Genomic DNA, 23,902 nt, shown 5'->3' on the forward strand with positions numbered 1-23,902 from the left:
CCTGACTGGCTGTCAGGCCAAGCCGCGCGCTGCCGCATGGCGGCCACTCGATGGCAACCCGCAGGGCCGGGTCTGTTTGCCCGCATCCCTGCGTCATCACTCAGTCGTGGACCGACGTCCACTCCTTCGCTCTTCCTTGGCCTGCGCGCAAACAGTTCCCGGCGCGGGGTGCTTGGGGACCATGAACAGGCTCTAAGATCATGCCGAGTTTCTTCATCGACCGCCCGATCTTTGCCTGGGTGGTGGCTATCCTGATCTCGCTGGGCGGCGTCCTGGCGATCCTCAACCTGGGCGTGGAGTCGTACCCGAACATCGCGCCGCCGCAGGTCACCGTGAACGCCACCTACCCCGGCGCCAGCGCGGACACCACCGAGAAGACCGTCACCCAGGTGATCGAGCAGCAGCTCACCGGCATCGACCACCTGCTGTACTTCAGCTCCTCGTCCAGCGCCAGCGGCCGCGCCAGCATCACGCTGACCTTCGAGACCGGCACCGATCCGGACATCGCCCAGGTGCAGGTGCAGAACAAGGTGGCGCTGGCCACTCCGCGCCTGCCCAGCGAGGTGACCCAGCAGGGCGTGGTGGTGGCCAAGGCCAACTCCGGCTTCCTGATGGTGGTGGCGCTGAAATCGGACAACCCGAACATCGACCGCGACCGCCTCAACGACATCGTCGGCTCGCAGGTGCTGGACCAGATCTCGCGCGTGCCCGGCGTGGGCAGCACCCAGCAGTTCGGTTCCGAATACGCCATGCGCATCTGGCTGAACCCGGACAAGCTGCAGGGCTACGGCCTGTCGGCGACGCAGGTGTTCAACGCGATCTCGCTGCAGAACGTGCAATTCGCCGCCGGCTCGCTGGGCGCCGACCCGGCCGTGCCCGGCCAGGGCCTCACCGCCACGGTGTCCACCGAGGGCCGCTTCACCTCGCCCCAGCAGTTCGCCAACATCATCCTGCGCGCCAATTCCGACGGCACCACCGTCAAGCTGGGCGACGTGGCGAAGATCAGCTTCGGCCCCGGCAGCTACGGCTTCGACACCACCTGGGACGGCAAGCCGATCGGCGCGTTCGCGATCCAGCTGCTGCCCGGCGCCAACGCGCTCGACGTGGCCACCGCGGTGCGCGCGAAGATGGACGAGCTGGCGCCCAGCTTCCCGCCCGGCGTGAGCTGGTTCAGCCCGTACGACAGCACCACCTTCGTGCACATCTCCATCGACGAGGTGGTGCACACCCTGGTGGAGGCGATCATCCTGGTGTTCCTGGTGATGCTGCTGTTCCTGCAGAACATCCGCGCCACCATCATCCCCACCCTGGTGATCCCGGTCGCCCTGCTGGGCACCTTCCTCGGCATGCTGGTGCTCGGCTTCACGATCAACCAGCTGACCCTGTTCGGCATGGTGCTGGCGATCGGCATCGTGGTGGACGACGCGATCGTGGTGATCGAGAACGTCGAACGCATCATGACCGAGGAGAACCTCCCGCCGAAGGACGCCACGCGCAAGGCGATGGGCCAGATCACCGGTGCGGTGGTGGCGATCACCGTGGTGCTGGCGGCGGTGTTCGTGCCGTCGGCGCTGCAGCCGGGCGCCTCGGGCATCATCTACAAGCAGTTCGCGCTGACCATCGCGGTGTCGATGCTGTTCTCGGCCTTCCTGGCGCTGTCGTTCACGCCCGCGCTGTGTGCCAGCTTCCTGCAGCCCGAGCACCACAAGAAGAAGAACATCGTCTTCCGCAAGTTCAACGAGTTCTTCGAGTGGACCACGCGCACCTACACCGGCCACGTCGGCCACGCGGTGAAGCATGCGCCGCGCTGGATGTTCGTATTCGTGCTGGTGGCGATCCTCGCCGGCTTCCTCTACACCCGCCTGCCCGGCAGCTTCCTGCCCGAGGAGGACCAGGGCTACGCGCTGTCCGTGATCCAGTTGCCGCCGGGCGCCACCAAGCAGCGCACCAGCGAGGTGATGGCGCAGATGCGCGCGATCCTCAACAAGGATCCGGCGGTGGAAGGCGTGCTGCAGGTGACCGGCTTCAGCTTCATCGGCTCCAGCGAAAGCGCCGGCATGGCCTTCATCAAGCTGAAGGACTGGGCCAAGCGCGACGTCACCGCCGCGCAGTTCATCCAGCGCGCGAACATGGAGCTGTTCCAGATCCGCGACGCGCGCATCTTCGTGGCTAACATCCCCACGGTGCAGGGCCTGGGCCAGTTCGGCGGCTTCGACATGTACCTGCAGGACCGCGCCGGCCTCGGCCGCGACGCGCTCACCCAGGCGCGCAACACGCTGCTGGCCAAGGCCAGCCAGGACCCGGTGCTCACCGGCGTGCGGCCGAACTCGCTGGAAGACTCGCCGCAGCTGAACCTGGACGTGGATCGCGTGCAGGCGCAGTCGATGGGCCTGTCGGTCAGCGACGTCTACAACGCGGTCAGCCTGATGCTGGCGCCGGTGTACGTGAACGACTTCACCTACGGTGGCCGCGTGAAGCGCGTGATCATGCAGGCCGACGCCCCCTATCGCATGGGCCCGGACGCACTGCAGCACTTCTTCACGCCCAGCAGCACGCAGACGAACAGCGACGGCACGCCGGCGATGATCCCGATCTCCAACGTGGTGCACGCGGAGTGGGCCATGGGCTCGCCCGCGCTGACCCGCTACAACGGCTATTCCGCGGTGGAAATCGTGGGCTCGCCGGCGCCCGGACGTGCCTCGGGCGAAGCGATGAACGAGATGGGCAACATCGTCAGCAACGACCTGCCCAAGGGCTACGGCTACGACTGGACCGGCCAGTCCTACCAGGAAATCCTCTCCGGCAATGCCGCCACGCTGCTGATGGTGCTGTCCATCTTCATCGTGTTCCTGGCGCTGGCCGCGCTGTACGAGAGCTGGTCGATCCCGGTGTCGGTGCTGCTGGTGGTGCCGCTGGGCCTGCTCGGCGTGGTGGTGTTCACCCTGCTGCGCGGCCTGCCCAACGACATCTACTTCAAGATCGGCCTGGTCACGGTGATCGGCCTGGCCGCGAAGAACGCGATCCTGATCGTGGAGTTCGCGGTGGCCGAGCAGCAGGCCGGGCGTACGCTGCGCGAGGCCACCGTCGACGCGGCCCGCCTGCGACTGCGACCGATCCTGATGACCTCGCTGGCCTTCATCCTCGGCGTGTTCCCGCTGTTCATCTCCACCGGCGCCGGCGCCAACGCGCGCCACGCGATCGGCACCGGCGTGATCGGCGGCATGCTGTTCGCCACCTTCCTCGGCGTGCTGCTGATCCCGGTGTTCTACATCGTGGTGCGGCGCCTGCTGGGCGACAAGCTGGACGGCGACGGCAAGCCGCATCCGGCCTCGGGCACGGGCATGCAGTCGTTCGACTCCGATCCGCAACACGGCCATTGAGTCCCCGCTCCCTACTCCCCTCCGGGGGAGAGGGCGGTGAAAGTTCAGCGCAGGCCGGTCTCGTTGCGCGCGATCACGATGCGCTGGATCTCGCTGGTGCCCTCGTAGATCTCGGTGATCTTGGCGTCGCGGAAGTAGCGCTCCAGCGGCATCTCCTTGGAGTAGCCCATGCCGCCGTGGATCTGCACCGCCTGGTGGGCGATCCACATCGCCGCCTCGGAGGCGACCAGCTTGGCCACCGAGGCCTCGGTGCCGAAGCGGCCGCCGTTCTTTTCCGTCTGGCCCTTGGTCCACGCGGCACGCAGCGTCAGCAGCGTCGCCGCATCCAGCTTGCACTTCATGTCGGCGATCTTGGCCTGGGTCATCTGGAACGTGCCGATCGGATGGCCGAACGCCTTGCGGTCGCGCGACCATTGCAGCGTGGCCTCGTAGGCGGCGCGGGCGATGCCCACCGCCTGCGAGGCGATGCCGATGCGGCCGGCGTCGAGCACGCCCATCGCGATGGCGAAGCCCTTGCCTTCCTGGCCCAGCAGGTCGTCCTTCGAGCAGACGTACTCGTTGAACTCGATCTCGCAGGTGGCCGAGGCGCGGATGCCCAGCTTGGGCTCGGTCTTGCCGGCGTGGAAGCCAGGCTTCTGCGTGTCGATGATGAAGGCCGACACGCCCTTCGCGCCGATGCCCGGAGTCGTGATCGCGAACAGCACGATGTAGCGGCACACCGGGCCGGAGGTGATCCAGCTCTTCTTGCCGTTGATCACCCAGTCGCCGTCGTCATTCTTCTGCGCGCGGGTATGCATGGCCGAGGCATCGGAACCGGACTGCGGCTCGGTGAGCGCATACGCGCCGATCGCCTCGCCCTGCGCGATCGCGCGGACGTACTTCTGCTTCTGTTCCTCGGTGCCATGCTTGAGGATGCCGTTGCAGAACAGCGAGTTGTTCACGCTCATCACGGTGGAGGTGGCGGCGTCGGCGGCGGCGATCTCGATCATCGCCAGCACGTAGCCCACCGGGTCCAGGCCCGCGCCGCCGTACTCGTGCGGCACCTCGATGCCCATCAGGCCGAGCTGGCCCATCTCGCGGATGTTCTCGAGCGGGAACTCGCCCTTCGCATCCAGTTCGGCCGCCATCGGGGCAATGCGCTTCTGGGCGAAGTCGCGGGCGATGGCCTGGATGGCCAACTGGTCTTCGGTAAAGCTGAAATCCATGGGGGACTCCGGTAACGAAACGGGGATGAAAAGCCGCCCATTTTAGCCCCGCCGGCAACCGGGCCTTGTGCATGTGCAGCAGAGCACGCGAGCGGCCGTCTTGCGCGACCCGCCCGGGCGCCTGCCGTGCCTCGCCCTTGACGATTCCGCGGGCGAGTCCTAGCCTTTGCATCTCTTTATCGCGATGCGAGGATAATCGATGGATCTGAGCACCGCCTCCAGCATGCTGCGCCTGCTGGCCGACCCCACCCGCGTGCGCCTGCTGGCCCTGCTGGAGGGCGAGGAGCTCACCGTGGCCGAACTGGCCGCGGTGCTGCATCTGGCGCAGCCGCGCGTCTCCACCCACCTGGCCAAATTGAAGGAAGCAGGCCTGGTGCGCGACCGTCGCGCCGGCGTCTCCGCCTATTACCGCGCCAACGCCGAGGGCGACGAGCACCAGCACGCGCTGATCGCCGCGCTGCGCGAGAACATCGACGATGCCCTGCTGCGCGAGGATGCCGCCCGCCTGCCGGGCGTGCTGGCCAACCGCGCCCGCGCCGAGGGCTGGGCCGACACCGTGGCCGGCGACATGGAACGCCACTACTCGCCCGGCCGCACCTGGGAAACCCTGGCGCGCGCGCTGCTGCAGCTGCTGGGCACCGGCGACGTGCTGGACATCGCCTCCGGCGACGGCATCACCGCCGAACTGCTGGCGCCGCACGCGCACTCCATCGTCTGCGTGGATTCCAGCGAACGCGTGGCCGAGGCCGCGGCGAAACGCCTGCAGGCCTTCCCCAACGTCGAGGTGCACCAGGGCGACATGCACGCGCTCAAGCTGGGCGAGCGCCGCTTCGACCTGGTGCTGATGCTGCACGCGCTCACCTACGCCGAGCACCCCGCGCAGGCGGTGGCCGCGGCCGCACGCCTGCTGCGCCCCGGCGGCCGCCTGCTCGCGGTGACGCTGGGCAAGCACGACCACCGCGCCGCGGTGGAGCCGTTCGACCACCGCAACCTCGGCTTCACCGAAGCCGAGCTGCAGGACTACGCCAGCGCCGCCGGCCTGCAGGTGGTCAGCTGCAACCGGCTCAGCCGCGAGCGCAAGGCGCCGCATTTCGAAGTCATCAGCCTGCTTGCACAGAAGAACTGAGAAGAGAACGATGAGCACCCTGCCCTGGCTGCACCCCGATCGCGTCGCCCTGCTCGAGGCCGCGCTTGCCGAACGCATCCTGATTCTCGACGGCGGCATGGGCACCATGCTGCAGGGCCACCGGCTGGACGAAGCCGGCTTCCGCGGCGAGCGCTTCGAGCACGGCCGCGACGGCGCGCACGCACACCACCATGACGGGCACGCCCACGAACATCCCGGCGGCTGCGACCTCAAGGGCAACAACGACCTGCTGACGCTGACCCAGCCGGCGATCATCAGCGGCGTGCACGAGGCCTACCTCGAGGCCGGCGCGGACCTGGTGGAAACCAACACGTTCAACTCCACCCGCATCAGCCAGGCCGACTACAAGCTGGAACACCTCGCGCACGAGCTGAACCGCGAAGGCGCGCGGCTGGCCCGCGCCGCCTGCGAAAAGTTCACCGCGCAGACGCCGCACAAGCCGCGCTTCGTGATCGGCGTGCTCGGCCCCACCAGCCGCACCGCCTCGCTGTCGCCCGACGTCAACGATCCCGGCTTCCGCAACGTCACGTTCGAGGAACTGGCCAGCAACTACCGCGAATCCGCCGCCGGCCTGATCGATGGCGGCGCCGACGTGGTGATGGTCGAAACCATCTTCGACACGCTGAACGCCAAGGCCGCGCTGTACGCAGTGTCTGAACTGTTCCGCGAGCGCGGCGCACGGGTGCCGGTGATGATCTCCGGCACCATCACCGACCGCTCAGGCCGCACCCTGTCCGGCCAGACCGCGGAGGCGTTCTGGTACTCGGTGCGCCACGCACGGCCGCTGTCGATCGGGCTCAACTGCGCGCTGGGCGCGGCCGACCTGCGCCCGCACATCCAGACCCTGGCCGACGTCGCCGAATGCTTCGTCAGCACCCACCCGAACGCCGGCCTGCCGAACGCCTTCGCCGAATACGACGAGACGCCCGAGCAGATGGCCAGCGTGATCGCCGGCTTCGCCCGCGACGGCCTGCTCAACCTGGTCGGCGGCTGCTGCGGCACCACGCCGGCGCATATCAAGGCGATTGCGGAAGCGGTGCGCGCCTACCCGCCGCGCGCGCTGCCGCGCGAAAAACAGGAAGCCGCATGAGCACCGCGAATCAACTCCCTCTCCCCGTCGGGGAGAGGGCTGGGGTGAGGGGCCGCGCTGGCCACGCATCCGCATCATTGAATCTTGCCGCAAGGCCCGCCCCCTCACCCCAGTCCTCTCCCTGCAAGGGAGAGGAAGCAAGAGCAGAAGCATGACCATCCGCCACACCCGCCTGTCCGGCCTCGAACCGCTGGTCATCACGCCCGACCTGCTGTTCGTCAACGTGGGCGAACGCACCAACGTCACCGGCTCGGCGCAGTTCAAGAAGCTGATCAAGGAAGACCGCTACGAGGAAGCGGTGGAAGTCGCGCGCCAGCAGGTCGCGAACGGCGCGCAGATCATCGACGTCAACATGGACGAGGGTCTGATCGATTCCGAGGCGGCGATGGTGCGCTTCCTCAACCTGATCGCCGCCGAGCCCGACATCGCCCGCGTGCCGGTGATGGTGGATTCCTCCAAGTGGAGCGTGATCGAGGCCGGCCTGCGCTGCCTGCAGGGCAAGGGCATCGTCAACTCGATCTCGATGAAGGAAGGCGAGGCCGCGTTCCTCGAACACGCGCGCAAGGTGCAGCAGTACGGCGCCGCCGCGGTGGTGATGGCGTTCGACGAACAGGGCCAGGCGGACACCTGCGCACGCAAGGTGGACATCTGCACGCGCGCCTATGAACTGCTGACGCGCGAACTGGACTTCCTGCCCGAAGACATCATCTTCGACCCGAACATCTTCGCCATCGCCACCGGCATCGAGGAGCACAACAACTACGCGGTGGACTTCATCGAGGCCACCCGCGAGCTGAAGCGGCGCTTCCCCGACTGCCACGTCTCCGGCGGCGTCTCCAACGTCTCGTTCTCGTTCCGCGGCAACGACACCGTGCGCGAGGCGATCCACTCGGTGTTCCTGTACCACGCGATCCAGGCCGGCATGGACATGGGCATCGTCAACGCCGGCGCGCTGGCGATCTACGACGACCTCGACCCCGCGCTGCGCGAACGCGTCGAGGACGTGGTGCTGAACCGTCGCGCCGACGCCACCGAGCGGCTGCTGGAGATCGCCGACAACTACAAGAAGAAGAAGGGCGAGGTGGCCGTCGAGACACTGGCCTGGCGCGAGAAGGACGTGCGCGCCCGCCTCAGCCACGCCCTGGTGCACGGCATCGACCAGTACGTGGTCGAGGACACCGAGGAAGCGCGCCAGCTTTCGCCGCGCCCGCTCGACGTGATCGAAGGCCCTCTGATGGACGGCATGAACGTGGTCGGCGACCTGTTCGGCGCCGGCAAGATGTTCCTGCCGCAGGTGGTGAAGTCCGCCCGCGTGATGAAGAAGGCGGTGGCCTACCTGCTGCCCTTCATCGAGGAGGAAAAGCTGCGCACCGGCGACGTCGGCAAGAACAACGGCAAGATCGTCATGGCCACGGTCAAGGGCGACGTGCACGACATCGGCAAGAACATCGTGGGCGTGGTGCTCCGCTGCAACAACTTCGAGGTGATCGACCTCGGCGTGATGGTGCCCGCGCAGAAGATCCTCGACACCGCGATCGCCGAGAAGGCCGACATGATCGGCCTGTCCGGCCTGATCACGCCCTCGCTGGAGGAGATGAGCCATGTGGCCCGCGAGATGCAGCGGCAGGATTTCCGCATCCCGCTGCTGATCGGCGGCGCCACCACCTCGCGCGCGCACACCGCGCTGAAGATCGAGCCGCACTACAAGTCGCCCTGCGTCTGGGTGAAGGACGCCTCGCGCGCCGTGGGCGTGGCGCAGTCGCTGGTCAGCAAGGAGCTGGTCGACGACTTCATGGCCAAGGTGCGCGCCGACTACGCCGACGTGCGCGAACGCCACCGCAACCGCGGCCCCGGCAAGCAGCTGGTGCCGCTGGAGAAGGCCCGCGCGCAGCGCTTCGCTTGCGACTGGGCGAATTACGCGCCGCCGCAGCCGGCAAAGCCCGGCCTCACCGTGTTCGACGACTACGACCTCGCCGAACTGCGCCCGTACATCGACTGGACGCCGTTCTTCCAGGCCTGGGAGCTGGCCGGCCACTACCCGGCGATCCTCACCGACGAAGTCGTCGGCAAGCAGGCCAGCGAGCTGTTCGACGACGCGCAGCGGATGCTCGACCGCGTCATCGCCGAGAAGTGGCTCACCGCCCGCGCGGTGATCGGCTTCTGGCCCGCCGCCAGCATCGGCGACGACATCGAAATCGCCCTGCCCCCCTCTCACGCTGGCGGGAGAGGGGCCGGGGGGGAGGGCACGGCCGAAGCACAGACTCTCGAATCACCCGGACCTTCATCCGCCCTTCGGGCACCTTCTCCCGCAGGGAGAAGGGAAAGCACCGTCGTGCTGCACCACCTGCGCCAGCAGGCCGACAAGCCCGTCGAGCGTCCCGACTTCTGCCTCGCCGACTTCGTCGCGCCGAAGGAGCACGCCAAGCCCGACTGGATCGGCGGCTTCGCCGTCACCGCCGGCCTGGGCATCGAACCGCACCTGGAGCGCTTCCGCGCCGAGTACGACGACTACTCCTCGATCATCCTCAAGGCGCTGGCCGACCGCCTCGCCGAGGCTTTCGCCGAGCGCATGCACGAGCGCGTGCGCCGCGAGTTCTGGGGCTATGTCCCCGGCGAGGCGCTGGACAACGAAGCGCTGATCGCAGAGAAGTACCAGGGCATCCGTCCCGCCCCCGGCTATCCCGCCTGCCCCGACCACACCGAGAAGACCACGCTGTTCCGCCTGCTCGACGCCACCGGCAACGCCGGCATCGAGCTCACCGAAGGCTTCTCCATGTACCCCGCGGCCGCGGTGTCCGGCTGGTATTTCTCGCACCCGGACAGCCAGTACTTCGTGGTCGGCCGGCTCAGCCGCGAGCAGGTGGAGGACTACGCGAAGCGCAAGGGCTGGACGCGCGAGGAAGCCGAGCGCTGGCTGGCCTCCAACCTCGACTACGACCCGGAGTGACGCTGCCTCAGGTGGTGACGTCGCCGGTGATGTCGTTCTTGTGATGCCGCAGATGCACGATCAGGTTGTAGACCGACACGAACACCGGAAAGAAGTTGGACAGGATGCCCACCGAGTCGTTCTTGCCCACCACGAAGTACGCCAGCAACAGGGTGCTGCCGAACACCGACAGCCACCAGAACGCCAGCGGCATCACCACCCGCTTGTACTTGCGCGTGTAGTACAGCTGCACGAACCAGCGGCTGGTGAACATCAGCGTGCCCGCGTAGCCGACCAGCTTCCACGGCGTGAGGTGAAACTGGGCCAGTGCTTGCGTGATGTGGGCGAGATCGTGGGGCATGGCGCGCGCCGCTTGTCGAAAGGGCAGGCATTCTAGCAAGCCCCGCCGCGCAGCCCTCGCGGGCGTGCCGCCCCGGTTGACCTCGGGGGCGCCACCCCGTATATTTGCGCGCTCCCGGCGGGCGGTTAGCTCAGCGGTAGAGCACTGCCTTCACACGGCAGGTGTCACAAGTTCGATCCTTGTACCGCCCACCACCGAATCGAAGACGAAGGGCCCGGCCATGCCGGGCCCTTCGTCTTTCCGCATCCCCGGCGATGATCCGCGTGCAACCCGCCTGATGTACCATCCGGGGCTCGGGCTCAGGGGGAAATCCGATGGCACACCACGATCTGGAGTCGTTGCTGGCACCGCTTGCCGACGAGGCCCCGAGCGGCCCCGATCTGGAATACGACCCGGATTTCCAGGCGCTGGACCGCGCGGCCACGCCGAAGGCCGAACGCTCGATCGGCGACAGCGTGAAGACCGCCGAGGAACCCGACTGGGACAAGGTTTCATCACTGGGCGAAAGCCTGTTCGGACGCACCAGGGACCTGCGCGTGGCCGTGCACCTGACCAGCGCCTGGACACGCATGCACGGCCTCGACGGCTGGTCCGATGGCCTGGCGCTGATCCGCGGCCTGCTGGAGAACCTCTGGGACACCGTGCACCCGCAACTGGATGCCGAGGACGACAACGATCCCACCGCCCGCGTCAACGCGGTGATGCCGCTCGTCGACATGCAAAGCGTGCTCGGCTACTTCCGCGGCACGCCGTTCGTGCAATCCCCGCGCCTGGGCCGGTTCTCGCTGCGCGACCTGCGCATCGCCAACGGCACGCTGAAAACCCCGGCGCCGGAAGACGATGCCGCGCTTCCGAGCATGACCGACATCGAAGCCTGCTGCCTGGACTGCCCCGAGGAACAATTGGCCGGCGCCGCCCGGGCCATCGCCGCGGCGATGGAGCATGCCCGGGCCATCGATGCGGTCTTCACCGACCGCGTGGGCACGGCGGGGCCGGATCTCAAGCCGCTGCTCGGCGAGATCAACGAACTCAAGAAATTCCTCGACGCCGAAGTGGCCAAGCGCATGCCGGCGGCCGAAGCGGATGCCCCGGCCGGCGAGGAAAACGCCGCACCCGGCAGTGCACCTGCGACCGCGGCCAGCGGCCGCATCGAAACGCCACAGGACGTCATCCGCCGGCTGGACGAGATCTGCGAGTACTACGTGCGGCGCGAACCGTCCAGCCCGATCCCGCATCTGCTGCGCCGTGCCCAGCGGCTGGTCGGCATGAATTTCGTCGACCTGATGAAGGAACTGGCGCCGGGCGGCCTGTCGGAGTTCCAGATCATTTCAGGCAGCAGCGACGAGGGATAAGACCGCCCTTGCCGCGGTCCAGTCCGCCGGCACGCCCGGCATGACCCGTGCCGGGGCATCCGGCACGCGCACGCGCCCCATCCTCGGACGGTTCAACAGGTGCCCGTCGCCGGCGCCTTCAATCGGTGCCGCGGCACATGTTCGCCGCGGCGCGCACGAACAGGGTGTGGATGCCCGGATTCCAGTTCAGCGACAAGCCACCGGGCAGGCCCGCCGTGATGCCGGCATCGGCCGGCTGCGTGATCGGACCGACCGCGGCCCGGTCGCCGCCGCCGAAGTGCGCGATCGCGCTGATCGTGTAGCTCTCGGGGTTCGCGCAGGCTGACACGTCGACCGGCTGCGAGGTCGCGCCCCCCTGCCGCGTGGCGACCGGCAGGCTACCATGCCCCAGGGTGAGCTGTCCCTGCCCGCGGCATGCCGCGACCAGCGTGTAGTCGATCGTGACTTGCAGCGACGGCGCCACCTGCAGTGCCGCCACGGCCTCGGGCTGTTTCGTGCAGCCCACCAGGAAAGCCTTGCGCTGCGGCACCACGTGCAGCACGTAGCCGCCCGGCTTCAGGCCTGCGGTGCTCGCCAGCCGGAGCGCGATGCGCTGCGGCGTGATGCCGGTGATGACGGGTTGCGCCTCGGCCGGCTTGCCCTGCGCATCGACGAGGCTCACCTGCGGGTTCGCGCACTGCGTGTCCAGCAGGTTCGCGCCGAGCACGGCGAAGGCCAGCGGCCGGTCGGCGGGATGGATCACGAACAGGGGCTGCTGCTCCGACGTCTCGACCGCATCGATCACCGGCGGCGATTTGCCGGCGGCCGGCGTCGCGGCGAGCTGTTCGATCGCCAGCGCCAGCGCCGCCGCCAGTGCCTTCGCGTCATCGCCGCGGCAGGCGGCCGACACCTTGAGGTAGGCCTGGGTGCGCTGGGCAGCGGCATTCGCGCGCATCGCGGCGGCCTTGCTTTTGTCGCCGAGGATCTCGATCGGCTGGGCCGTCGCGCTGCCAAGCTGCTGGCGCAAGGCATCGCCGATCTGCCCGAGCCGCCGGTCGGCTTCCGCCAGGGCCGGGTCCGGATGTTCCTTCGCGCGCGACGCCAACGCCTGCCGGGCTGCATCGAGCTGCGCCAGCACGTAGTCGCCGGTGGGGCGGGCCGCGTCCTGCGCCCGCGCGCCCCCTCCGCCCACCGCCAGCAGCAGGGCGAAGCCCGCGAGCGCCGGCAACAGGCACGGGCCCCGCCGCCTCCGCCGCGACTCAGTCATTGTCCGGGCAGTCCGCCGACGCGGGCTGGCCGGGCTGGCAGGCCTGCTGGTCGGGCGGCAGCAGGATGCCGGACGGCACGATGCCGAACGAGCGGTAGTTCGCGTTGATCACGCTGGGGTCGATGTACGCATCGCCGTGATTGCCGTTCTGCGCGCGACTGGTCAGGGCCGAGGTCGGCACGTTGACGCTGGGTGCGCCGACCACCGCCAGCAGGTTGCCCTGCGCGTCGACCGCATAGAAATACGCCGGCGGCACGCCCACCTGCGACACCACCTGGTCGCTCACGCCGGTGACGTAGATCGGCGCGCCGATGGTGCCGATGCGCCCGGTCGACGACCAGGTGCCGCTGCCGTCGTACAGCCAGTTGGTGCCCACCTGCAGCAGGTCGCCGTTGGTCACGCCCAGGTACACCGGTGCCGTGCCGGCATTCACGGTGAACGCGCTGCCGCCCACCGAAGCCAGCGTCAGTGTCTGCGCATCGGTGAAGCTGAAGCCGGCCGGCGAGGAGAACCCGCCCAGCGTGCCGACGTGGTTGCCCATGAACTGCGTGGCCGAACCCAGCGTGGTCGGGCCGGCCGCGCTGCCGGTCAGCGTGGCGGCCGTGACCGAACCGTTCGCGCCGCCATCGATGGCGCCCGCCGATTGCAGCGAGACGAGTTGGGCGGACAACGCGCCGTCGATCGCCACGCCACCGCTGGTCGTTTGCAGCGTGATGCCGCTGCCGCCGTTGACGGTACCGGCGACATGCAGCGCCTCGCCATTCAGCAGGGTGAACCCGTTCGCCGTGAAGTTGCCCAGCGTGGCGATCATGTTCGGCGGGTCCAGCGTGGTGCTGCCCGCCGAATGGCCGGTGAGGCTGCCGGCCGTGACCGTGCCGTTGCTGCCCTCGCCGATCGTGCCGCCCGAAACCAGCGTGGTCGTGCCGCTGCCGCTGCTCACGCCCGCGTTGATCGCGAGACTGCTGCCGCCGTTGAGGGTGACGGCGCTGCCGGCGACGTTGCCATTGATCGTCAACGCGCCCGTCGTGGTGGCAAGGCTGGTCGCGCCGGCGCCGCTGTTCACCGCGCCCGCCACCGTCAACGCCTGCGCGTTTGTCACGCTGATGCCGTTCGCGCTGAAACCGCCCAGGCTGCCGATCCGGTTCGCGCCATTCAGCGCGGCCGCGCCCGAGGCGTTGCCGATCAGCGTGCCTGCGGCGATGACGCCGCCGCTGCCTTCGCTGATCGCTCCACCCGAAGCCAGCGTGGTCGTGCCGCTGCCGCTGTTCACGCCGCCATTGATCGCGAGGCCGCCGTTGCTCGTGAGACCCACCGTGCCGCCGGCGATGCTGCCGTTCACGGTCAGCGCCCCCGACGTGGTGGCGAGGTTCGTCGCCCCGTTGCCGCCGTTCACCGCGCCGGTCACGGCCAGGGCCTGCTTGTTCGTCAGGCTGAAGCCGCTCGCCGTGAAATTGCCCAGGTTCGCGATTGCGTTGGCACTGCCCAAAACCGTCGCACCGCCGGAGCTGCCGGTCAGCGTGCCGGCCGTGACGACACCGCCGCTGCCTTCGTTGATGGCGCCGCCGGAATCGAGCGTGGTGCTGCCCGCGCCGCTGTCCACGTTGCCGTTGACGCCAAGGCCAGCCTGCCCGCCCAGCGTGACCGAACCGCCGGAGATGCTGCCGTACAGCGTCAGCGCACCCGCGGTTGTCGCGATGCTGGTGGCACCGCTGCCGCCGTTGATCGTGCCGGCCACGGTCAGCGCCTGCCCGTTCGTGAGGCCGAAGCCGTTCGCGCCGAAGCTGCCCAGCGTGCCGATCTGATTCGCGCCGTTCAGCGAGGTCGCGGCCATGGAGCTGCCGGTCAGCGTGCCGGCCGCGATGGCGCCGCTGCTGCCTTCGCCGATGGCTCCGGCCGAGGTCAGCGTGGTGGTGCCGCTGCCGCTGTTCACGCTGCCATTCACCGTCAGGTTGCCGGCCGTGGTGGCCAGCGTGACGCCTGCCGCACCGCCGTTCACCGCACCGGTCACCGTCAGCGCCTGCGCGTTCTTCAGGCTGAAGCCGTTCGCCGTGAAGTTGCCCAGGTTCGTGACCGCGTTGGCGCCGCCCAGCGTGGTCGCAGCGCTGGAACTGCCGGTCAGCATGCCCGCCGTGAGGAGACCGCCGCCGCCTTCGCTGATCGCGCCGCCGGAAATCAGCGTGGTGGTGCCGCCGCCGCTGTTGACCCCCGCATTGATCGCCAGCCCGCCGGCGCTGCCCAGCGTCACCGCACTCCCGCTCACCGCGCCACCCACGGTCAGCGCGCCCGTCGTGGTGCGGATGGTTGCCGCGCCAGCGCCGGCGCTCACCGCGCCGCCTATCGTCAGCGCCTGGGCATTCGTCAGGCTGAAGCCGTTCGCGCTGAATGCACCCAGCGTGCCGATCAGGTTGGCATTGCCCAGCGTCGTCGCGCCCGTCGAACCGCCGGTCAGCGTGCCGGCCGTGATCGTGCCGCCGGCGCCTTCGGTGATCGTGCCGCTGCCGGTCTGCGTCAGCGTCGTCGTGCCCGTGCCGCTGTTCACCGCCGCATTGATAGCCAGATTGCCGGCTGCCCCCAGGCTCACCGCGCTGCCGCTGATGCTGTTGCCCACGGTCAGCGCGCCGGCTGAAGCGAGCCTGATGACCCCGCCGCTCAACGCCGTGTCCACGCTCAGCACATTGCCGCTGCCGGTCGTGCCCAGGCTGATGTTGCCGGTGCCGCCCGTGGTCGCCAGCGGGCCTGCCACCGTCAGCGCCCGTGCATCGACCAAGGCGATGTCCTTGGCGCTGAAGCTGCCCAGTGTGCCGATCAGGTTCGCGCCACCCAGCGTGGCATCGCCCAGCGCACTGCCGCTCAAGGTGGTCGCCTTCACCACGCCGTTCGTGCCTTCGTCGATCGCACCCGCCGACGTCAGCGCCGTCGCGCCGCCGCTGTTGCCCAGCGTGCCGTTGATCGTCAGGCCATTCCCCGCGCCCGTCGTCGTCAGTGTCGTGCCGGCCGTACCGCCATCCACCGTGTCACCCGCAGTCACCGTCAGCGCCCGTGCATCCGTCAGGCTGAAGCCGTCTGCCGTGAAGTTGCCCAGGTTCGTGACCGCGTTGGCGCCACCCAGCGTCGTGCTGCCCGTCGAGCTGCCCGTCAACGTCGTCGCGTCGACCACGCCGGCGGCACCTTCATCGATGGCGCCGGCCGAGCCCAGCGTCGTCGCCGTGCCCTGGACCGTACCGTCGATGGTCAAACCACCCGCAGTCGTCGCCAGCGTCGTGCTGCCGCCGCCGTTGACCGTGTCGCCGGCGGCCACCGTCAATGCCTGCGCATTGGTCAGACTGAAACCGTTCGCCGTGAAGTTGCCCAGGTTCGTGACCGCGTTGGCGCCACCCAGCGTCGTGCTGCCCGTCGAGCTGCCCGTCAGCGTCGTCGCGTCGACCACGCCAGCGGCACCTTCATCGATGGCGCCGGCCGAGCCCAGCGTCGTCGCCGTGCCCTGGACCGTACCATCGATGGTCAAACCACCCGAGGTTGTCGTCAGCGTCGTGCTGCCGCCGCCGTTGACCGTGCCGCCGGCGGCCACCGTCAATGCCTGCGCATTGGTCAGACTGAAACCGTTCGCCGTGAAGTTGCCCAGGTTCGTGATCGCGTTGGCGCCACCCAGCGTCGTGCTGCCCGTCGAGCTGCCGGTCAGCGTGTCGGCCGCGAGCCTGCCGGAGGTCTGGTCGATCGAGCCGTTGCCGCTGTAGAGGCCGAGCGTGGACGTCGCCGTGACATTGCTGCCCAGGCTCAATCCGTTGGTGCCGGTGAGACGGACGTTGGCGCCGCTCATGTCGCTGGTGGTCGTCAGCGTGTCGCCGGAGGACAGGGTCAGATCGCTCGTACCGGTGTCGATGGCCGCGCCCGACAGGATGAGATTGCCGCCGGCGATCAGGCTCACCGCGCCGTTGGTGCCATCGGTCAGTGACGCGATCGCCAGATCGCCCGCGGCCGTGATCGCGATACCGGTGCCGCTGGCCGTGACCGTGCCGCCGAAAACGTTGTTGTTGGTCAGGCTGATCGACTGGCCCACTGCGCTGAAGATCGACGGCCCCGTTACCGTGAACACGCCGGTGCCCTGGGCGATGCCGCCCGTGGCGGTCGTCACCGAAAGGCCGCCGCTGCCGATATCCAGGGCATTCGCGCTGAAGGAGCCGCTGCTGGTGATCAGGCTGGCCAGCGCGCCATTGGTACCGCCGCCCACCGTGCCGGCGAACGATACAAGGCCGCCGGCGGCATTCACGGTCAGCGCTTCGGGGGTGGCGCCTGCGTTGTCCACCGTGCCGTCGAAGCTCACGCCGCCGTTGCCGGCCGTCAGCGTGCTGGCGCCGCCCAGCAGCACCGCGCTGCGGTAGATCTGCGCGCCACCGGTGCTCACGCCGCCATCCAGCGTGATGCCGCCGCCGGCGGTCAGGTCGAGGCTGCCACCCAGTACAAGCGGCGAAGTCACGGCGATGCCGGCCTGCGTGTAATCCAGCACGAGGTTGGTCGGTGCGACCGTGAGGGTCGGGAACAGCGCGGCGGCGTTGCCGTCGCCAAGGCTCAGGGTGCCAATGCTGCCGCCACCCGCGGCATTCACCGTGACCCCCTGGCCGCCGAAATCGTTCGGCATGGCGAGCGTGTTCAACAGGATGTCGTGCTGGGCGCCGGTTACCGTGAAGCTGGAAGGGCCGCCCACTCCGAGCGCGCCGGTTTCGGTGATGTCGCCTGCAGCCGTGGCAGTCAGCGCACCGCCGACCGTGCCCTGCCCCAGGTTCAGGCCGCCATTGAGGCTGGTCGCGGTCAGCGCCCCCGTGCTCAGCGCGCCCAGGGTCAACGCACTGCTGTTGGTGATCTGTGTGGTGCCGCCGGTAAGGCTTACCGCGCCGGTGAATGCATTGAATTGATCCAGGGTGATCGCGCCGCTGCCGGCATTCACACCGGTGGCATTCGTGACCGTCAGGACGCCACCCGTCTGGCCGATCGGCGCATTCGTGCTGCCCAGTTGCAGCGTGCTCGCCGTCACATCGCCGCCCAGCGTTATGCCGTCGCTGCCGGTCAGCGACACGGCACCACCGCCCAGCGCACCGCTCGTCGTCAACGCGCCGCCGTTGGACGCCAGCGTGAGTGCACCCGAGCCGGCGTTGATCGCGCTGCCCGGCAGGGTGAGCATGCCGGTGGCCGTCAGGCTCACGTCGCCGTTGCCGTTGTCGGTCACGCCGGCGATGTCGAGGCTGTTCTTGTCGAACACCGACACACCGCTGCCGGTCGCCGTCACCGCGCCGGTGAAATCGTTGCCGCCGTTGTCCAGCGCGAGTGCCCCGCTGGCGCTGAAGGTCGATGTGCCGGCGACGACGAAGGCTCCACCCTGCCCGATGCCGCCACCCGTCGTCGTCACCGACAGGCCGCCGCTGCCGATGTCCAGGTCATTCGCGCTGAACGTCCTGCTGCTGGTGGCCAGCCCCGACAGCACGCCGTTGCTTCCGCCACCCACCGTGCCGCCGAACGACACGAGGCCGTTGATGGCATTCACGGCCAGCGTTTCCTGCGTGGCACCAGCGTTGTCCACGGTGCTGCCGAAGCCCACTCCGGCATTGCTGGAGGTGAGTACGACGCTGTTGCCCAGCAACACCTTGCCGCTGTAGGTCTGTGCATTACTGGTGGTCACGTTGCCGTCCAGCGTGACCGCGCCGCTGCCGGCACTGCTCAAGGCCGTCAGCGCCGTCGTGCCGCCCACTGCGCCACCGAAGCTGGTCGCGCCACCCGTGCTCACCGTCAGTGCGTGCGCACCGTCCACCGTCGAGCCGAAACCGATCGCGCCATTGCCCGTACTCGTCAACGAGACGTTTGCGCCCAGCGTCACCGCGTCGTTGTAGGCCTGCGCGCCGCTGGTGGTGACGTTGCCGCCCAGCGTGGTGCTGCCGCCCGTGTCCGTGGTCAGGCTGGTCAACGCCGTCGTGCCGCCCACTGCACCGCCGAAGTCGGTCGCGCCACCGGTGTCCACCGTCAGCGCGTGGGCGCCGTTCACCGTCGAGCCGAAACCGATCGCGCCACTGCCCGTACTCGTCAACGAGACGTTTGTGCCCAGCGTCACCGCATCGTTGTAGGTCTGCGCACCGCTGGTGGTGACGTTGCCGCCCAGCGTGGTGCTGCCGCTCGCATCCGTGGTCAGGCTGGCCAACGCCGTCGTGCCGCCCACTGCACCGCCGAAGCTGGTCGCGCCGCCGGTGTTCACCGTCAGCGCGTGCGCGCCGTCCACCGTCGAGACGAAGCCGATCGCGCCGCTGCCCGTACTCGTCAGCAGGACGTTTGCGCCCAGCGTCACCGCGTCGTTGTAGGTCTGCGCGCCGCTGGTGGTGATGTTGCCGCCCAGCGTGGTGCTGCCGCCCGTGTCCGTGGTCAGGCTGGTCAACGCCGTCGTGCCGCCCACTGCACCGCCGAAGCTGGTCGCGCCCCCGGTGTTCAGCGTCAGCGCGTGCGCGCCGTCCACCGTCGAGACGAAGCCGATCGCACCACCGCCGGTGCTGGCCAGCGTCGTATCCGCGTCAAGCTGGACCCCCGTGCGATAGGTCTGGCTGCCGGCGATGCTGACGCCGCTGCCCGTGCTGAAGTCGAACACGCCCGGCCCCGTCGTGACGAGATCACCGCTGCCCGTGATCGTCTTGTTGACCACGAGGCTGCTGGCATTATCGATGCTGATGGTGCCGCCACCGACTCCCAGCGTCACCGCATGATCGAGGGCCGTGCCGCCGCCACCGACCTCCAGCGTGCCGCCGTCGATCGTCAACGTGCCGCCGTTGCCGAGCTCGCCCGAGGCGTTGATCGACAGCGTGCTGCCGTTGCCGACCGCGGTGCCGCCGGCATAGGTGTTGTAGCTGGCGATGCTGTAGTCGGTTTTCCGCAACTGCAAGATGCCGCCGCCGCCCACGCTCAGCGAGCCGCTGCCCGACAGCCGGCCATTCATTATCCCGGTGTCGCCGCTGCCGACATCGACGGTTGCGCCGCTGCCCGAGCTGCCGTTCAAGGTGAAGTTGTTCGCCAGCGTCAGGTTGTTCGCCGCGAAGCCCAGCGTGGAGCCCGCCGCCATGGTCACCGCACCGGTACCGAGCGCACTGCTGTTGCCCACGGCCAGCGTGCCCGCGTTGATCGTCGTGCCGCCCGTATAGGTGTTCGCGCCCGTCAGCGTCTCCGTGCCGCCCGACAACACCAGGCTGCCAGCGGTACCGCCACTGCCACCGCCATCCTTGATGGCACCGCTGAATGTATCCGTGGCGTTGCTCAGCGTCAGTGCCTGCCCCCCCAGGGACACCGTACCGCTGCCCGCCAGGCTGGTGATTGTCGTCCCGCCGCTCGTGCCCGAGATGTCGAACGTGCCGTTGTCGGTCAGGCTGCCGATCGTCATGGCGCCGGAGCCGGCGAGCGACAGGGTGCCGGCACTGCCGATAATGGTCGTTCCGGTCGCCACGGCGCTGTCCACGCCGTTCGCCGTCGCCGGGTTCAGCACCAGGCTGGCCGTCCCGCTGGCCGTCACCGCTGCGTCGATGTTGATGTTGTTGGCGGCGGTCAGGGTGAGCTTGTTGGCGCTCCAGCTCACCGCGTCGTTCACGTTGATATTGCCGGTACCGCTCGCGGAGCCCTCGCTGGACAGGATGGTGACATTGCCTGTCCCCAGCGCGTTGGTCAGCGTCGTGCCCGAGATGTCCCCCGATGGCGCGCCACCGGAGATGGTGCCGGTCTTGCCCGAAGCGATGGTGAAGTCCTGCGGATCGATCAACCAGTCACCGTTCTGCCCATGCGTCGCGAGCGTGTTCACGCGTGCGCTGTCGGCGATGCTTACCTGTTCCGCTGAAGTTTCGACGGAACCGCCGTCGCCCGCCTGCGCGCCGCCACGCGCGCTCAATTGGCCGGCGATGCTGGTGTGCTGGTTGCCCCATACCGCGATGGAACCGCCGTGGCCCGATTGCGTGGCATCGGCATCTAGCGTTGCACCTGCGTCGATACTGCTGCTGTCCGCCTGGAGCAGGCCTTCACCGCCTCGTGCCCCTCCACCCACACGGATGCTGCCGCCGCCATACGCGCCCGCGGCGTTCACGTTGCCGCCAACGTCCACATCCTGATCGGACAACAACTGTACGCTGCCGCCGTGCACGCCGCTGGCGTCGATGCTGCCGCTGCTGGCGGTGTTGCCGCCCGCGCCGACCAGGCGCACCACGCCGCCGTCGGTGCTGATGCCGTGGGCGTCGATCACGCCCGTGTTGTTGACCAGGTTGGTGAACAGGTTCTTCGCGGCCGAGGCCTGCAGCACCACGGTGCCGCTGTCGGCCTGCAGGGTGCCCTTGTTGGCCACGGCGGCTTCGTCGGCATTCAACCGTTGCTGCAGGGCGCCGGTGACCTGCACGCTGATCAGGCCGTCGCCGTCGAAATCCAGCACGGCCTTGTCGGCGCCGTCGAGGCTGATGTGGCCGTAGTTCGCCACGATCAGGCCGTCGTTCTCCACCTGCCCGCCGACCAGGCTCACCGAGCCGCCGCTGGCGGCCTGGATGGTGCCGTGGTTGACGATGCCGGCGCTGCCGCCATGGGCGTCGAGGTTGAAATGGCTGGAGAGGAAGTCGCTGGGCGTGAGATCCAGCGTGCTCGCCACCAGGCCGCCCACGTTCAGCTGCGCAGTGCTGCCGAAGATGATGCCGTGGGTGTTGATCAGGAACACCTGGCCGTTGGAGTTGATGTGGCCGAAGATCTGGCTGGGGTTCTGGTCGAGGATGCGGTTGAGCGCCACCGCCCTGAACGAGGGCTGCCTGAACAGCACCGAGGCGTCCCTGCCCAGGTTGAAGCTCTGCCAGTTCAGCGCCAGCAGGGCGGAGTTCTGGCTGACCACGGTGTTGAGCCCGTTCTGGGCGATCGAGCCCGAGCCGCCGACCACCACGCCGCCGGTCGGCGTGCTGCCGGGCGCCACGCCACCGGACGCGGCCAGCGCGCCGCCGCAGAACGACAGCGAGCCGAGCGCAAGCGACAGGCTGAGCACCAGCCGTCGCCGGTGCAGCCGTTCCAGCGACGGCCGCGATCCAGCATCAATCCGTGCATCGGAAGCCCGAAGAGTGTTGCCCGTGATCTTGTTCATGATGGTGGTCCGTCAGAACGTGAGGCCGAAGCGTCCATACACGTGGTAGCCGTGGTCGTCGGAAGCCTTCTGGCTACCCAGCGGCACGGCACCGTCGAGGTGGAATTCGAGGTGGTGCCAGAACGGCAGGCGGAAGATGAAGCCCGCGCCGGCGCCGCTGTAGGTCACGGGGGTGAGGCCGGTGGCGCGCTCCCTGGCCACCGGGAAGCCGCGCGCGTAGTCGAGGAAGGTCTCCACTTCCAGCAGTTCGCGCCAGGGCCGGCCGCGGAACGGCGACGCCTTGTTGCTGAAGCCCGGCGCGTCGACGTGGTACTCCAGCGAGGTGTAGTAGCCGCGGGCGCTGAGCGCGTCGGCGATCGGGTAGGCCCGCACGCTGTCCGGGCCGCCGATCGCGAACTGTTCCAGCGGCGCCAGCACGTCGTCGCTGTATTGCCCGTTGAACTTGAAGTACAGCCGCTGGGTGCGGGTGAGGAATTGCAGGCGGGTGTACGAGATCCGCTCGGACAGGAAGCTGCTGGAGTGATCGGGGCTGACCAGGTCGGGTTGCCTCGAATCGTCGCTGATCGACTTGCGCACGCTCACCTGCACCAGGTCCACGCCGTGGAAGCGCTTGTCGGTGTGCTCCATGCCGAAGCCCAGTTCAGCCAGGTCGAAGCGCTCGTCGGACAACGGGAAGCCGAACCCGCCCAGGTTCAGCTTCGACTCCTCGCGGATGAGATGCAGCGAGCCGAGCAGCTTCAGGTCCTCGTCGTTGAGGAACTTCCAGTCGGCGCCACCGAAGTAGGAGGAACTGGGGCCTTTCACGTTGAGATTGGCGAACTGGCCGGAGTTGATCTGCAATTCGCTGCGGGTGGCGCCCAGCACCGCACTGAGGCCGGGCACCACCACCGTCGGCGCGCGGTAGACCAGTGACCCGTAGACGTTCTGGCTGGGATCCAGCGCGTAGTTGACGTTGGCGGCAAGGCTGTCGCCGATGCCCAGCGGGCTGTTCCAGGTGATGCCCGCCTCCGCGCGATAGCGTCCGGTGAGATCGGTGCCGTAGTTGTTCGCACCCAGCGTGATGGTGTACGGCCGCGGCGCCTCGCGCGCGACCATGATCAGGTCGGTGGCGCCGGTCTGTTCGCCGGGCTGGAAGGTGGAGGTCACCGACACGCCCGGCAGGTCGCGGTCGTACAGCAGCGCCGTGTCCACGTCGCTCTTCTGCAGCGCCTTGCCGCGCAGCTTCTCGGACGGCGCCGCGATCACGCCGGGGTAGTAGCGTTTGGTGCCCTTGACGACGATGCGGCCGATCTTGCCTTCCAGCACCTGGATGCGCACGACGTGGTCGTCGCCCACCGTCTGCGCCGGCAGGAAGGCGGTGGCCACGATGAAGCCGGCCTTGCGGTAGCGCTGGGTGATCGCGTCGGCCACGCCCTGCATCTGGTCGAAGCCGAGTTGCGCCGGCTGCCCGTTGCCACCACCGAGCTTGTGGAATTGCGCGTCGGCCAATGCCTGGATGGCGGCCGGGGTGATGCCGGCATCCTTGTGCTCGCCCACGCCGTCCACGTGGAAGCCCTGCACGGCGATCTGCTGCGTCTGCGCGCTGCCGACATCGCGGTCCTTGAGCGGCGGCACCACCCGGTCGGCCGGGGCGGCGGGTTGCTGCGGGGCCACCGGCGGCGCCTGCGCAGGGGGAGCGGCCGCCGCGACGGCCGTCTGGCCGCCCCCTGTGGCGGCGGTGTGCACCGTATAGGCCACCACCTGCCCGGGCAGGTAGGCGTGCGCGTCCGGGTAACCGGCCTTGTGCAGGGCCAGGGTGATCCGGTCGGCCAGGGCCTGCAGCTGCACCGCGGTCAGCGCGGCGGGACTGCCGTCTGCCGCCAGCGTCTGCCGGTATTCGCGATCGATGATGGCCTGCACGGCGGATTGCCCGCCCGCTCCCGTCGTGGCCGGCACGCCGCTGACCAGGATCTGCGGCGGACTCCCTCCGGCTGCCTGCGCCCATACCTCCCCGGTCCCCAGGACCAGCGCCAACGCTGCTGCCAGACAGACCCTGCGCACGGCATTCCCCTTATCGTTATCGATGACGCACACG

10 protein-coding genes and 1 tRNA gene are annotated in these 23,902 nt (G+C 68.8%); 6 read left to right on the plus strand and 5 right to left on the minus strand.

The features are described 5' to 3' along the window. The first annotated feature begins 200 nt into the window (after positions 1-200). Positions 201-3,380 carry a multidrug efflux RND transporter permease subunit gene (locus ABQJ56_RS05885; RefSeq protein WP_367844064.1) on the plus strand — a complete coding sequence of 1,060 codons (3,180 nt, stop codon included), beginning with the start codon at positions 201-203 and terminating at the stop codon, positions 3,378-3,380. Between the two features lie 44 nt (positions 3,381-3,424). Here ABQJ56_RS05885 and ABQJ56_RS05890 read toward each other — a convergent pair whose 3' ends face one another. Then, positions 3,425-4,585: an acyl-CoA dehydrogenase family protein gene (locus ABQJ56_RS05890; RefSeq protein ID WP_367844065.1), complete on the minus strand. Its 1,161-nt coding sequence runs from the start codon at positions 4,583-4,585 to the stop codon at positions 3,425-3,427. Between the two features lie 199 nt (positions 4,586-4,784). On the opposite strand from ABQJ56_RS05890, the gene ABQJ56_RS05895 reads away from it, so the two are divergent. The 3 genes from ABQJ56_RS05895 to metH all read left to right on the plus strand — a co-directional run bounded on the left by ABQJ56_RS05895 (position 4,785) and on the right by metH (position 9,769). Continuing rightward, positions 4,785-5,711 carry an ArsR/SmtB family transcription factor gene (locus tag ABQJ56_RS05895; RefSeq protein ID WP_367844066.1) on the plus strand — a complete coding sequence of 309 codons (927 nt, stop codon included), beginning with the start codon at positions 4,785-4,787 and terminating at the stop codon, positions 5,709-5,711. A 10-nt stretch (positions 5,712-5,721) separates the two neighbouring features. Beyond that, on the plus strand, positions 5,722-6,822 hold the full coding sequence (locus ABQJ56_RS05900) for a homocysteine S-methyltransferase family protein (RefSeq protein ID WP_367844067.1): 1,101 nt from the start codon (positions 5,722-5,724) through the stop codon (positions 6,820-6,822). Between the two features lie 151 nt (positions 6,823-6,973). Beyond that, complete coding sequence (metH, locus tag ABQJ56_RS05905; RefSeq protein WP_367844068.1) at positions 6,974-9,769, plus strand: methionine synthase; 2,796 nt, start codon at positions 6,974-6,976, stop codon at positions 9,767-9,769. A 7-nt stretch (positions 9,770-9,776) separates the two neighbouring features. On the opposite strand, the gene ABQJ56_RS05910 is transcribed toward metH, so the two are convergent. Then, positions 9,777-10,109 (minus strand): lipid-A-disaccharide synthase N-terminal domain-containing protein, encoded by a 333-nt coding sequence (locus tag ABQJ56_RS05910; RefSeq protein WP_367844069.1) that lies wholly within the window; start codon positions 10,107-10,109, stop codon positions 9,777-9,779. A gap of 119 nt (positions 10,110-10,228) precedes the next feature. On the opposite strand from ABQJ56_RS05910, the gene ABQJ56_RS05915 reads away from it, so the two are divergent. Further along, positions 10,229-10,303, plus strand: a tRNA-Val gene (locus tag ABQJ56_RS05915). A 120-nt stretch (positions 10,304-10,423) separates the two neighbouring features. Then, positions 10,424-11,461, plus strand: a complete 1,038-nt coding sequence (gene tssA / locus ABQJ56_RS05920; RefSeq protein WP_367844070.1) for a type VI secretion system protein TssA — start codon at positions 10,424-10,426, stop codon at positions 11,459-11,461. Between the two features lie 118 nt (positions 11,462-11,579). Here tssA and ABQJ56_RS05925 read toward each other — a convergent pair whose 3' ends face one another. The 3 genes from ABQJ56_RS05925 to ABQJ56_RS05935 are packed head-to-tail and all read right to left on the minus strand — an operon-like array spanning position 11,580 to position 23,553. Next, the gene (locus ABQJ56_RS05925; RefSeq protein WP_367844071.1) at positions 11,580-12,668 is read right to left on the minus strand and encodes a hypothetical protein; all 1,089 of its coding nucleotides are present in this window, start codon (positions 12,666-12,668) and stop codon (positions 11,580-11,582) included. 31 nt (positions 12,669-12,699) lie between these two features. After that, the gene (locus tag ABQJ56_RS05930) at positions 12,700-21,828 is read right to left on the minus strand and encodes a filamentous hemagglutinin N-terminal domain-containing protein (protein WP_367844072.1); all 9,129 of its coding nucleotides are present in this window, start codon (positions 21,826-21,828) and stop codon (positions 12,700-12,702) included. A 12-nt stretch (positions 21,829-21,840) separates the two neighbouring features. Continuing rightward, positions 21,841-23,553: a ShlB/FhaC/HecB family hemolysin secretion/activation protein gene (locus tag ABQJ56_RS05935; RefSeq protein WP_437343400.1), complete on the minus strand. Its 1,713-nt coding sequence runs from the start codon at positions 23,551-23,553 to the stop codon at positions 21,841-21,843. Positions 23,554-23,902: the final 349 nt, after the last annotated feature.

Origin of the sequence: Rhodanobacter geophilus, from assembly GCF_040812275.1 — a bacterium.
Taxonomy (GTDB): domain Bacteria; phylum Pseudomonadota; class Gammaproteobacteria; order Xanthomonadales; family Rhodanobacteraceae; genus Rhodanobacter_A; species Rhodanobacter_A geophilus.

Bases quoted from the DNA above. Each gene is read 5' to 3' on its own strand.
- ABQJ56_RS05895 (WP_367844066.1), top strand. From the start codon at position 4,785: ATGGATCTGAGCACCGCCTCCAGCATGCTGCGCCTGCTGGCCGACCCC.
- ABQJ56_RS05930 (WP_367844072.1), bottom strand. From the start codon at position 21,828: ATGAACAAGATCACGGGCAACACTCTTCGGGCTTCCGATGCACGGATT.
- ABQJ56_RS05885 (WP_367844064.1), top strand. From the start codon at position 201: ATGCCGAGTTTCTTCATCGACCGCCCGATCTTTGCCTGGGTGGTGGCT.
- ABQJ56_RS05910 (WP_367844069.1), bottom strand. From the start codon at position 10,109: ATGCCCCACGATCTCGCCCACATCACGCAAGCACTGGCCCAGTTTCAC.
- tssA (WP_367844070.1), top strand. From the start codon at position 10,424: ATGGCACACCACGATCTGGAGTCGTTGCTGGCACCGCTTGCCGACGAG.
- ABQJ56_RS05900 (WP_367844067.1), top strand. From the start codon at position 5,722: ATGAGCACCCTGCCCTGGCTGCACCCCGATCGCGTCGCCCTGCTCGAG.
- metH (WP_367844068.1), top strand. From the start codon at position 6,974: ATGACCATCCGCCACACCCGCCTGTCCGGCCTCGAACCGCTGGTCATC.
- ABQJ56_RS05890 (WP_367844065.1), bottom strand. From the start codon at position 4,585: ATGGATTTCAGCTTTACCGAAGACCAGTTGGCCATCCAGGCCATCGCC.